The organism is Bacillus spongiae (assembly GCF_037120725.1).
In the GTDB taxonomy this organism is placed as follows: domain Bacteria; phylum Bacillota; class Bacilli; order Bacillales; family Bacillaceae_K; genus Bacillus_CI; species Bacillus_CI spongiae.
In genome coordinates this window covers 355,131-367,419 of the sequence record NZ_JBBAXC010000001.1, presented here as the reverse complement: position 1 = coordinate 367,419, position 12,289 = coordinate 355,131, and the positions used below count along the sequence as shown (strand labels likewise).

General features: G+C 38.2%; 10 protein-coding genes. All 10 read right to left on the bottom strand.

The annotated features are described in order from the left end of the window. Nucleotides 1-23: 23 nt before the first annotated feature. Nucleotides 24-695: a deoxyribose-phosphate aldolase gene (deoC, locus tag WAK64_RS01750; protein ID WP_336585196.1), complete on the bottom strand. Its 672-nt coding sequence runs from the start codon at nucleotides 693-695 to the stop codon at nucleotides 24-26. 166 nt (nucleotides 696-861) lie between these two features. Further along, a complete protein-coding gene (gene mtaB, locus WAK64_RS01745; RefSeq protein WP_336585195.1) occupies nucleotides 862-2,217 on the bottom strand; it encodes a tRNA (N(6)-L-threonylcarbamoyladenosine(37)-C(2))-methylthiotransferase MtaB in 1,356 nt (451 codons plus the stop codon). Between the two features lie 5 nt (nucleotides 2,218-2,222). Next, the gene (locus WAK64_RS01740) at nucleotides 2,223-2,975 is read right to left on the bottom strand and encodes a 16S rRNA (uracil(1498)-N(3))-methyltransferase (protein WP_336585194.1); all 753 of its coding nucleotides are present in this window, start codon (nucleotides 2,973-2,975) and stop codon (nucleotides 2,223-2,225) included. A gap of 10 nt (nucleotides 2,976-2,985) precedes the next feature. Continuing rightward, a complete protein-coding gene (gene prmA, locus WAK64_RS01735; protein ID WP_336585193.1) occupies nucleotides 2,986-3,939 on the bottom strand; it encodes a 50S ribosomal protein L11 methyltransferase in 954 nt (317 codons plus the stop codon). A 22-nt stretch (nucleotides 3,940-3,961) separates the two neighbouring features. After that, a complete protein-coding gene (gene dnaJ / locus WAK64_RS01730; RefSeq protein WP_336585192.1) occupies nucleotides 3,962-5,077 on the bottom strand; it encodes a molecular chaperone DnaJ in 1,116 nt (371 codons plus the stop codon). Between the two features lie 296 nt (nucleotides 5,078-5,373). Continuing rightward, the gene (gene dnaK, locus WAK64_RS01725) at nucleotides 5,374-7,206 is read right to left on the bottom strand and encodes a molecular chaperone DnaK (protein ID WP_336585191.1); all 1,833 of its coding nucleotides are present in this window, start codon (nucleotides 7,204-7,206) and stop codon (nucleotides 5,374-5,376) included. 34 nt (nucleotides 7,207-7,240) lie between these two features. Further along, nucleotides 7,241-7,810, bottom strand: coding sequence for a nucleotide exchange factor GrpE (gene grpE, locus WAK64_RS01720; protein ID WP_336585190.1), 570 nt, complete (start codon nucleotides 7,808-7,810; stop codon nucleotides 7,241-7,243). A 118-nt stretch (nucleotides 7,811-7,928) separates the two neighbouring features. Further along, complete coding sequence (gene hrcA, locus WAK64_RS01715; protein ID WP_336585189.1) at nucleotides 7,929-8,960, bottom strand: heat-inducible transcriptional repressor HrcA; 1,032 nt, start codon at nucleotides 8,958-8,960, stop codon at nucleotides 7,929-7,931. 91 nt (nucleotides 8,961-9,051) lie between these two features. Then, nucleotides 9,052-10,182 (bottom strand): radical SAM family heme chaperone HemW, encoded by a 1,131-nt coding sequence (gene hemW / locus WAK64_RS01710; protein WP_336585188.1) that lies wholly within the window; start codon nucleotides 10,180-10,182, stop codon nucleotides 9,052-9,054. A gap of 165 nt (nucleotides 10,183-10,347) precedes the next feature. Then, nucleotides 10,348-12,180 carry a translation elongation factor 4 gene (gene lepA, locus WAK64_RS01705; protein WP_336585187.1) on the bottom strand — a complete coding sequence of 611 codons (1,833 nt, stop codon included), beginning with the start codon at nucleotides 12,178-12,180 and terminating at the stop codon, nucleotides 10,348-10,350. Nucleotides 12,181-12,289: the final 109 nt, after the last annotated feature.

Here is a 12,289-nt window from a genome sequence, read left to right as displayed (position 1 = left end):
CAGAAGAATCTACTTTTTAACCCTTAATAGTCCGAATCGCTTGTTAAGCCTTGAACAATTTTCACACCAGAGCTCGCTCCAATTCGAGTAGCTCCTGCTTTAATCACAGCTTCAGCATCCGCAACATTTCGTACTCCACCTGATGCTTTCACTCCGATATCTGGCCCTACAGTTTTTCTCATTAATGCAACATCTTCTGGTGTTGCACCACCTGTTGAGAAGCCTGTAGAAGTTTTCACATAATCTGCACCTGTTTTGACAGCCAGCTCACAAGCCGTTACTTTTTCTTCATCTGTTAACAAGCAAGTTTCAATGATAACTTTCGTTAATGCTTTTCCTTTTGCTGCATCTACAACTGCACGAATATCTCGCTCTACAAGGTTTAAGTCTCCACTTTTTAAAGCACTAAGATTGATTACCATATCTACTTCCGTAGCGCCATTTTCAATCGCATTCTTTGTTTCAAAGGCTTTTGTTTCAGGCGTGTTAGCACCAAGAGGGAAGCCAATAACCGTACAAACCTTAACTTCTGAGCCTTGTAATTTCTCACTTGCTAACGGTACCCATGTAGGATTCACACATACTGATGCAAACGAGTATTCTCTTGCTTCCTCACAAATAGTTACTATTTGCTCTGTAGTTGCCTCCGCTTTTAATAATGTATGATCAATCATTTTTGCTATTTCTTTTGTCATATTCCATTCTCCTTTCAGACAGTTGTCCGTACCTCTCCATCATATCAAATTTTGTCGTAAAATACGAGCTCTTCGCTATTATTTACCTTATTTCATCTTCTAAAACATAAAATAACCCTATCCAAAACTGGATAGGGAAATGAATGCTTATATAGGTATAGAAATATTATATAACCGCCGTTTGTTCGTCAGGTATTCCTTCGTCCAACATTCTAACAAATTGACCTTCATTATGCGGGTAACCCGCTTTCGTAATTTTTACTTTCACAAGTTTCCCTACCATATCTTCAGTTGCTGGGAAAACTACTTTTAAATAATTATCGGAGTACCCTTCATATAATCCACTTTCTCTATCATTTTTGAATCGCTCTTCAGGAATAACTTCTAGAACTTCTCCTTCAAACTGAGAGCTGTATTCTTTCGCCAATTGATTGGAAAGAGAAATTAAGCGGTGGACACGCTCATTTTTTATTTCTTCATCAACTTGATCATCCATACGCGCAGCCGGTGTACCTGTCCGTTTAGAATATGGGAACACATGTAACTCAGAGAATTTATGCTTTTTAATAAAATTGTACGTCTCCATAAATTCTTCTTCCGTTTCCCCTGGGAAACCTACGATAACGTCAGAAGTTACAGCGAGGCCAGGCAGTGCCTTTTTCAGTTTATCAAGACGCTCCCCAAAAAATTCCATCGTGTATTTTCTTCTCATCCGTTTTAGTACTGTATTTGAGCCCGACTGAAGTGGGACGTGAAGATGACGCACTACCAATTTAGAACGATCGATAACTTCAATCACTTCATCCGTCAGTTGACTTGCTTCAATGGACGATATACGAATTCGTTTTAACCCTTTTACTTGCTTCTCTAGATCGGTTAATAGCATAGCAAGGTTGTAGTCCTTCATATCTTCACCATATCCACCCGTGTGAATACCTGTTAATACGATTTCTTTATAGCCTGCATCTACAAGTTGTTGTGCCTGCTTTATTACTTCTTGTGGTTCACGAGAACGCATTAATCCGCGCGCCCACGGAATGATACAAAAAGTACAGAAGTTGTTACAACCTTCTTGAATTTTTAAAGAAGCTCTCGTACGATCTGTAAATGCTGGTACATCTAATTCTTCATATACACGGTTTTTCATTATATTTCGAACCGCATTAATCGGTTGTCTCTCTTGTTTATATTGATCAATATACTCAATTAATTTATGGCGATCTTGCGTTCCTACAACAATATCAACTCCTGGAATAGCCATAATCTCGGCAGGAGAAGTTTGTGCATAACATCCTGTTACACATATGACAGCATCAGGGTTTTTACGAATCGCTCGACGAATGACTTGACGACTTTTCTTGTCACCTGTATTCGTAACCGTACATGTATTGATTACGTAAACATCTGATGATTTTTCAAAATCAACACGTTCGTATTGATTCTCTTTAAACAACTGCCAAATCGCTTCTGTTTCATAATGATTTACTTTACAGCCTAGTGTGTGAAAAGCGACAGTCGGCATGTTCATCACCTCATTAGTTCAAATTTAAATGATATTGCAGATAAAGCATAAAGTGGTGCTGTTTCCGTTCGTAATATTCTAGGACCAAGACCACAGGCTTGGAAGCCATTCTCTTTAAGGTGTACTACTTCATCTGTTGATAGACCACCTTCTGGCCCAAAAACAAAGAGAAGACTGTCACCAGGAGAAACATTCGCTAACTTAGTAGCAAGAACGGAATACTCTCCTTCCTTTGCAGCTTCCTCATAAGCAATGAGCTTATGGTCATAGTTTTGACTAATTGCCACAAGCTCTTGCAAGGTCTGTGGTTCATCAATGGTCGGAACTATGGTACGGTGGGATTGCTCAGCAGCTTCCTTCGCAATTTTCTCCCATCTGTCCCGTTTTTTCGACGCTTTTTTAGCGTCCCATTTCACAATAGAGCGATCGGCTTTAAAAGGGATAAACCTAGCTGCCCCTAGCTCTGTTCCCTTTTGAATGACATATTCAAGCTTATCCCCTTTCGGCAGCCCGCTCACAATGGTTACGCCTACTGGAAGCTCTTTGTCTTCATCCTTCCATTCTATAACGGAAGCGATAACGGATTCACTGGTAATCTCAACTATTTTTGCCAAAGCAGATTGCCCATTCAGAAATACACTAAAAAAACAATCCCCCGGTTTCATCCTCATCACTTTTAACATATGATGGGCATCTTCATGTTCGACTTTAAAAGTCCCTTGATCATTTGCATGGGTGTTTACAAAATATCGTTGCATTTCATTCACCTCAAAGAGCTTCTTTTTCTGGGCGCTTTGCGATGATTGCAACCCAATCTTCCATCAACAAAATTTCTTCTATTTCAAACCCTGCATGAATGAGTGCATCCTTCACCTCTTGCTTTTTCGGTTGAATAATACCAGATGTAATAAAATAGCCACCAGGTTTGACAAGATTAAAGGAATCGTCAGTAAAACGAAGAATAATCTCTGCTAATATATTGGCTACGATTACGTCTTTTTGCCCATCGATGCCTTCTAATAGGTTATTTTGAGAAACGGAAACGACATCATGTACTTTATTTAGTTTTATATTTAATCGTGCCGATCGAACAGCTACTTCATCTAGATCTAAAGCTTGAACTGCCTTTCCTCCAAGCATGGCTGAGGCGATGCTCAATACCCCTGAGCCTGTGCCAACATCGATAATCTCATCACCTTTTTTCACCGTTCGTTCAAGTGCTTGAATGCACATAACAGTTGTCGGGTGAGTCCCTGTTCCAAAAGCCATTCCAGGATCTAATTCAATGATCAATTCATCACTTGAAACCGGTTTATAGTTCTCCCAAGTTGGAACAATGGTAAAACGTTCCGATATCTTAACAGGGTGATAATATTTCTTCCAAGCAGTCGCCCACTCTTCTTCATTCACTTCTGAAATTTCTACTTTGTTATGGCCAACATCGATGTTATAAGACATTAAATTATTTATCGCAAGTTTAATTTCTTCAACCGTTTCACCTAAGAAGCTGTTTACGGGTAAATATGCTTTCACAATGACCCCTTCTACTGGGTAATCATTTGGATTGAGCTGGTAGAGCTCACCAAATTGATCTTCTCTTTCTTTAATTAGATCAAACGGATCCTCAATGACGACTCCGCTAGCACCTGCTTCATGTAAAATATTAGAAACTGGTTCAATCGCTTCATTTGTCGTATGAATACTTATTTCAGACCATTTCATTGCTCTACCAACTCCATTTCAATTATTCACCTTTAAAGGCTCTTTTTACTTTGTCAAAAATACTATGATTTTGCTCATCAGGTATGCCACCGCTAAGGTCAGCAAATTCACGCAATAACGACTTTTGCTTCTCTGATAATTTTGTTGGTGTCACAACTTTGACTATGATGTGCTGATCTCCTTGCCCGTATCCTCTTACATTCGGCACACCTTTTCCTTTCAAACGGAAACGAGTTCCAGTTTGAGTTCCAGCCGGGATTTTAAGCTTCACTTTTCCATGAAGTGTTGGAACTTGGATTTCATCACCAAGTGTAGCTTGTGGGAAATGGATTGGCATTTCACAGTAGATGTCATCTCCATCTCTTTCAAAGAAATCATGAGATTTTACGTGGAAGACAACGTATAGATCTCCAGTTGGTCCCCCATTGACTCCAGGTTCTCCTTGACCTGGTACTCGTAGCTGTTGACCATCGTCAATTCCCGCTGGAATTTTCACGTTAATTTTGCGACGTTTTTTGACTTTTCCTTTTCCTCCGCAAGTCGTACATTTGTTCTTAATCTGTTTTCCAGTTCCTTCACAGTAGTGACATACACGACGATTTACAATTCGACCAAATGGAGTATCTTGCTCGACATTTAACTGGCCTTTTCCTTGACAGTGTGAGCATGTTTCAGGATGTGTACCTGGTTTAGCACCACTACCATCACATGTATTACATGTTTCTTCTCGAGGTATCTCAACTTCTGTTTCTTTTCCAAAAACAGCATCTTCAAATGATAGAGTCATTGTGTACTGAAGATCTGCACCTTGTTGTGGGGCATTAGGATCACGTCGTCTTCCTCCCCCTCCAAAGAAAGAGTTAAAGATATCTTCGAAGCCGCCGAAACCAGCACCTGCTCCTCCACCAAATCCTTGGTTTGGATCTGTATGACCAAATTGATCATAATGGGCACGCTTCTGATCATCGCTTAATGTTTCATAAGCTTCTTTTACTTCTTTAAATTTATCAGCAGCATCAGCTGCTTTATTGATATCTGGATGGTATTTTTTAGATAGTTTTCGATAAGACTTTTTTATCTCATCTTGAGAAGCATTGTTCCCCACACCTAATACCTCATAATAATCCCTCTTACTCATCAGATCAACACTCCCGTTTCCTTTCACATAAAGGTTATTTTAACACACAAAAAAAAATAATTTCAAGAATAAAAGCAGTGATAGTCCTCATGAACTAGGCATTCAAACACCTGGCGGAATGTCTTAAACGGTTTTAATACCCTTTATATCCTTCATTTCAGGCGCTAGCTTACTTAATTAGTAAGCGTACTGCTTTATTCTCCCTTTGCTTCTATTCTTAAAATATATTCTTCTCCTAAATAAAAAGTCAAAGCCAAGAATGTCCTGACTTTGACTTTTCTATTTGTCAGCCGTTTTTATTTGTCGTCGTTAACTTCTTCAAAGTCTGCGTCAACAACATTATCGTCTTTTTTACCTTCTGAAGCACCTTCTGCTCCTTGAGCTGCTTGTGCTTGCTGAGCTGCCTCTTCATACAACTTCATGGAAAGCGCTTGGACAATTTCTTGAAGGGCGTCTTTTTTCTCGCGGATTTCAGCTAAATCATCTTTCTCAATAGCTTCCGACAACGCTGCCTTTGCTTCCTCCGCTTTTTTCACTTCTGCTTCCTCTACTTTTCCTTCTAGATCCTTTAACGTCTTCTCCGTAGTAAACACTAACTGATCCGCTTCGTTTCGAAGATCAACTTCTTCTTTACGTGCTTTATCAGCATCTGCATTTTCTTCGGCTTCTTTTACCATACGATCGATTTCTTCATCAGAAAGGCCAGAAGAAGCTTGAATCGTAATATTTTGTTCTTTTCCAGTTCCCATATCTTTCGCTGTAACATTCACAATACCATTTTTATCGATATCAAATTTCACTTCGATTTGTGGTACTCCTCTCGGTGCTGGAGGAATGTCAGTTAATTGGAAACGGCCAAGTGTTTTATTGTCACTAGCCATTGGGCGTTCACCTTGTAATACGTGAATATCAACAGCCGTTTGATTATCAGCAGCAGTAGAGAAGACTTGTTGTTTAGACGTAGGAATTGTCGTGTTTCTGTCAATAAGTTTCGTAGACACTCCACCCATTGTTTCAATTCCTAATGATAATGGTGTTACGTCAAGTAGAACAACGTCTTTTACATCTCCAGTTAGTACACCACCTTGAATTGAAGCACCCATAGCTACGACTTCATCAGGGTTTACTCCTTTATGAGGCTCTTTACCTGTTGCTTTTTTGATAGCCTCTTGCACAGCCGGAATACGTGTTGAACCACCAACAAGAATGACTTTATCTAATTCAGATGAAGAAAGGCCTGCATCTTTTAAAGCTTGACGAGTTGGAATCATTGTTCTTTCAACTAAATCAGCGGAAAGTTCCTCAAATTTAGCACGAGAAAGGGTCACTTCTAAATGCAATGGACCAGCTTCACCAGCAGTGATGAATGGTAGTGATACTTGTGTTGAAGTTACACCAGAAAGATCTTTTTTAGCTTTTTCAGCTGCATCCTTTAAACGTTGAAGAGCCATCTTATCTTTCGAAAGGTCAATGCCATTATCTTTTTTGAATTCAGCTACAAGGTAGTCAATAATAACTTGGTCAAAGTCATCTCCACCAAGACGATTGTCTCCCGCTGTAGAACGTACTTCAAAAACGCCATCTCCTAATTCTAGGATAGAAACGTCAAAAGTACCTCCTCCTAAATCATATACAAGAATCGTTTGATCTTCTTCCATTTTATCCAAGCCATACGCAAGAGCTGCAGCTGTCGGCTCATTAATAATACGCTCTACTTCTAGGCCAGCAATTTTTCCCGCATCTTTCGTTGCTTGACGCTCTGCATCATTGAAATAAGCTGGTACTGTAATAACAGCTTTTTCTACTTTTTCACCTAAATAATCTTCAGCATAGCCTTTAATATATTGTAAAATCATTGCTGAGATTTCTTGTGGTGTATATTCTTTTCCTTCTGCTTCGATTTTATGGCTTGTTCCCATATGACGTTTTACAGATATAATCGTATTTGGATTTGTGATGGCTTGGCGTTTAGCAACCTCACCTACTTGTTTTTCCTCGTTTTTGAACGCAACTACTGACGGTGTAGTACGTCCTCCTTCAGGATTTGGAATAACCTTTGGTTCTCCACCTTCTAGGACCGCTACACATGAGTTTGTTGTACCTAAGTCAATCCCTATAATTTTGCTCATGTTTTTTTCCTCCTTTTATGTCTATATGTAAGTTTTATTGGTTTACTTTTACCATGGATGGTCGTATAACACGATCCTTTAACTTAAATCCTTTTTGAAACTCTTCAAGTACAATATTACTTTCTTTTCCTGCTTCTTCGGCTTGCATTACAGCTTGATGCAAGTTTGGGTCAAAAGGTTGATCGACTGCTTCAATAGCCTCTAGTCCTTCTTTATTTAATGCGTCTACCAAGCTTCGGTAAACCATCTCCATTCCTTGAAGAAGGGATTTCGTTTGCTCATTATCCGCTTGCATTTTTAACGCTCGCTCGAAATTGTCTAGTGCTGGGAGAATGTCAGAAATGACACTTTGAGCTCTATATTTTTCACTCGCCTCACGGTCTAATGTCACGCGGCGACGGAAGTTATCAAAATCAGCGCGAAGTCGAAGATAACGTGCTTCAGCTTCTTCTAGTTTCTCTTCCAATTCCACTACTACTGAAGAAGAGCTTTCAGGTTGAACCTCGTCTTCGTTTACTTCATCAAAAATCGGTTCAACAACTTCATCAGACTTAACGTCAACGTCTTCAACTTGTTGCTGTTCATTTTTTGTTTCTTCATTCATGTGTATCACCTCCTTGAAAGGAAATTTCGATTCTTTATGAAAAGTTATGCAAGTTTTAAGCCCCTGTTTGAAAGGACAGGGGATTAGCTATCGCTTATCTTTACCAATATTTCCAGTCTCATTCGCTTTGATACAGCTTCGTTAATGCTTTTGACATATCTGTTGTAATCAAGTTAAGAAGGCTAATGACTCGTGAGTATTCCATTCGAGTTGGGCCTAAAATGGCTATGGTTCCCACTTGATTATCCCCAATTGAATAAGAAGCTGAAATCAAACTACAATCTTCCATAGCGCTTGCATCATTTTCTTTCCCGATTTTCACTTGAATACCATACGGTAGCTGTCGAATGATTTTATAAAATCCCTGCTCTTGTTCAATCATGTTAAATAGCTTTTTTACTTTGTTGACATCATGAAATTCAGGTTGATTTAGCATATTCGTTTTACCGCCAAAGAATAGCTTCTCATTTAACGGTATGTTTAGTGCTTCTGAAATGGACAGCAACATTTTATCATAACGTTGAATATGTTGTTTTAGAAGGACAGCCACTTCCTTATAGATTTTGTCATGCAAATCTACGAGCGGAATACCTACTAATCGTTCATTTAAAATATTGGCCATTTTTTCTAAATCACTTGAATCTACTCCAACAGGGAGTGTAAACATTTTATTTTCAACATGACCCGTATTGGTGACAATAATGGCAATGGCTGTTTTCGAGTTTAGTGGAACAATTTGAAGACTTTTCACTTTATTCTCACGTACATACGGGCCTAAAGCAATGGCCGTATAATTGGTCAAATCTGAAAGGATACCGGCTGACTTTTGGACAACCTTTTCCATTTCAAATATTCTTTCTGCGAAAACAGATTGTATTTCCTGCATGTCATTTTGATCTAGCTTGTGGGGAGAAAGTAAATGATCAACATAATATCGATAGCCCTTTTCAGAAGGGACGCGCCCAGAAGATGTATGAGTTTTTTCAATAAAGCCCAATTCTTCTAAATCCGCCATTTCATTGCGGATCGTAGCAGAGCTGTATTCTAAATCTTCCTTCTTTGATAAGCTTCTTGATCCCACAGGTTGAGCAGAATAAATAAAATCATCAATGATAATTTGCAAGATCAATAATTGGCGATCCGTTAACATTATTCATCACCTCTGTTAGCACTCTTTCTTCCCGAGTGCTAAATCTAATAATAAATTATCAAAATGACAATCAACTGTCAATGGTTTGAGCTTATTGTAAAAAAGATTGGAACACTTCGTTTCCTAAAAGCTTTCCCTGCTTTGTTAGCTTTAAAAAGTCATCCTGTTCCTTAAGTAACCCTTGGCTTACTAACTTGTTAATGGATGATGGAAAAACTTCCTTAACATCTAAGCCATATTTATGTTCGAATTTTTGTTTCGATACCCCTTCTATTTTCCTTAGCCCTAAAAACATTTCTTCTTCCATTTTTTCTTGCTTTGTCACGATGTTCTCTTCAATAAAAGGAAGGGTTCGTTCCTTTAATGGATCCATGTATTTTTTTAATGGTCCATAATTAGAGCGTCGAATTCCATTCATATACCCGTGCGAACCAGCTCCAAACCCATAGTATTCCTCGTTATTCCAATAAACTAAATTATGCTTACTCTCATAACCCGCTTTCGCAAAATTACTAATTTCATATTGATGCAAGCCATGTTTGTGCATTTTTTCCATTAATAACTCGTACATTTCAGCCTCTTTGTCTTGACTAGGTAAAGAAAGCCTGCCTTTTTGCATTAAATTATAAAAAACGGTTTTAGGTTCTACGATTAGGCTATAGCTAGAATAATGGGGCAAATCTAACTCTAAGGCCATGTTGATAGTCTCTTCAAAATCAGACAATGTTTGAGTTGGCAAACTATAGATTAAATCGATACTAATATTTTCAAATCCAATAGCCTTAGCGGTAGAAATGGATGAATATACCTCTTCAACTGTATGCGTCCGTCCTATTTTCTTTAATAAATCATTATTAAAAGATTGAACTCCGAAGCTTAGTCGATTGACGCCATGTTTTTGTAATACCAATAGTTTATCTTCCGTTAATTCTCCAGGATTCGCTTCAAATGTAAACTCACCTTGATCAAAAGGTAAATGACGTCGAATACTTTGGCAAAGAACATCAAGTTGTACTGCACTTAATGCAGTCGGTGTTCCACCTCCAACAAAGATTGTTTTCACTATATCAGAAGGGAATTTTTGTAAAGTTAACTGCATTTCTAAATCTAAGAACGATAAATATTCATTTACCGGTTGCCCTTTTAAATATACTTTATTGAAATCGCAATAGTGACAAATGTGTTGACAAAATGGAATATGAATATATGCAGAAGAAATCATTTTCTTCCCTCTCTTTTAAATAAAATTAGAACGTGGCAAAGTGGTTCTTTCACTAATTCGTGGAAAAAAATCATACTCGCCATACACTTTCTATTAATACGTAAAAATCTATTTATCCTACATAGAAAAAAGGGGTGGAAGCTAATGCTTTCCCCCTCTTTTTATTTACTTATTAGAATTGTCGTCCAGATTTAAGACGGCCATAAACGCTTCTTGTGGTACTTCAACAGAACCAACTTGTTTCATCCGTTTCTTTCCTTCTTTCTGTTTTTCAAGAAGTTTACGTTTACGTGAAATGTCTCCACCATAACATTTAGCTAACACATTTTTTCTCATCGCTTTAATGGTGGAACGAGCAACTATTTTATTGCCAATTGCTGCTTGAATAGGTACTTCAAACTGCTGTCGAGGAATAAGCTCTTTAAGCTTCTCCACAATCACTTTCCCTCGCTCATAAGCAAAGTCTCGGTGGACAATAAAACTCAAAGCATCGACTTGTTCAGTGTTTAATAAAATATCCATCTTAACAAGGCGTGACTCTTTATAACCAATCAGCTCGTAATCAAATGAAGCGTACCCTTTTGTACTTGATTTGAGCTGATCAAAGAAGTCATAAACGATTTCAGATAGAGGAATTTCATAAATAATGCTTACGCGGGTTTCATCTAAATATTGCATGTCAATGAAAATACCTCGTTTACTTTGGCATAATTCCATCACAGCCCCAACATAATCGTTTGGAACCATAATGGTTGATTTCACATATGGTTCTTCAATTTTCAAAACGGTTTGTGGGTCTGGCATTGCGGATGGGTTATCCACTTTCATTATCTCACCATCTGTTAAGTGAACATCATAAATTACACTTGGTGCAGTTGTAATTAAATCAATTTTGAATTCACGTTCGATACGCTCTTGAATAATTTCCATATGAAGTAAACCTAAGAACCCACAACGGAAACCAAATCCTAATGCTTGAGATGTCTCTGGTTCATATTGTAAAGCAGAATCGTTTAATTCTAATTTTTCTAAGGCTTCACGTAAATCATTATATTTAGCAGAATCAATTGGATATAGTCCACAATATACCATTGGGTTTAACTTACGATACCCTGGTAGTGCTGTATCTGCAGGGGTAACAGCGCTTGTTATCGTATCCCCAACTCGTGTATCTCCGACGTTTTTGATTGAAGCGGTTAAAAAGCCAACATCTCCTACCGTCAATATATCACGAGGAGTTGATTTCGGTGTAAACACACCAATTTCATTTACTTCAAATTCTTTTCCTGTTGCCATCATTTTGATTTTATCGCCTTTTTTAATAGATCCTTCTACAACACGAATGTATGCAACGACACCTCTATAAGCATCGTATAAAGAATCGAAAATCAACGCTTTTAATGGGGCATCGGGATCACCTTGAGGCGCTGGTACCTTTTCTACCACTTGTTCCAAAATGTCTTCTATTCCTATTCCGGCTTTTGCAGAAGCTAACACTGCTTCAGAAGCATCTAAACCGATGACGTCTTCTACTTCTTGACGTACTCTTTCAGGGTCAGCTGCAGGAAGGTCAATTTTATTAATGACTGGTAATATTTCCAAATCATTATCTAACGCAAGATAAACATTTGCTAATGTTTGTGCTTCTATCCCTTGTGCAGCATCTACAACGAGAACAGCTCCCTCACATGCTGCAAGACTACGCGAAACTTCGTATGTAAAATCTACATGCCCTGGGGTATCAATTAGATGAAATATGTAATCTTCACCATTTTTAGCTTTATAATTTAATTGAACAGCATTTAACTTGATCGTAATTCCTCGCTCACGCTCAAGGTCCATCGAATCAAGCAGTTGCTCTTTCATTTCACGAGAAGTTAGAGCATTTGTCTTTTCTAAAATCCGATCCGCTAAAGTAGATTTCCCATGATCGATGTGGGCAATAATCGAGAAATTTCTTATTTTCTGCTGTCTTTTTATTTTTTCTTCACGGTTCATTTCAGTTCACTCCTGTTAATCGACACATGTACACTATTCTGAATTATATCAGTACAAAACATAAGATTCAACTAAAAGCGGAGGCTGTTAATCATAAACAAGCATCTAT

Coding starts and splice junctions, on each gene's coding strand:
- deoC (WP_336585196.1), bottom strand. CDS start 695: ATGACAAAAGAAATAGCAAAAATGATTGATCATACATTATTAAAAGCG.
- mtaB (WP_336585195.1), bottom strand. CDS start 2,217: ATGCCGACTGTCGCTTTTCACACACTAGGCTGTAAAGTAAATCATTAT.
- WAK64_RS01740 (WP_336585194.1), bottom strand. CDS start 2,975: ATGCAACGATATTTTGTAAACACCCATGCAAATGATCAAGGGACTTTT.
- prmA (WP_336585193.1), bottom strand. CDS start 3,939: ATGAAATGGTCTGAAATAAGTATTCATACGACAAATGAAGCGATTGAA.
- dnaJ (WP_336585192.1), bottom strand. CDS start 5,077: ATGAGTAAGAGGGATTATTATGAGGTATTAGGTGTGGGGAACAATGCT.
- dnaK (WP_336585191.1), bottom strand. CDS start 7,206: ATGAGCAAAATTATAGGGATTGACTTAGGTACAACAAACTCATGTGTA.
- grpE (WP_336585190.1), bottom strand. CDS start 7,810: ATGAATGAAGAAACAAAAAATGAACAGCAACAAGTTGAAGACGTTGAC.
- hrcA (WP_336585189.1), bottom strand. CDS start 8,960: ATGTTAACGGATCGCCAATTATTGATCTTGCAAATTATCATTGATGAT.
- hemW (WP_336585188.1), bottom strand. CDS start 10,182: ATGATTTCTTCTGCATATATTCATATTCCATTTTGTCAACACATTTGT.
- lepA (WP_336585187.1), bottom strand. CDS start 12,180: ATGAACCGTGAAGAAAAAATAAAAAGACAGCAGAAAATAAGAAATTTC.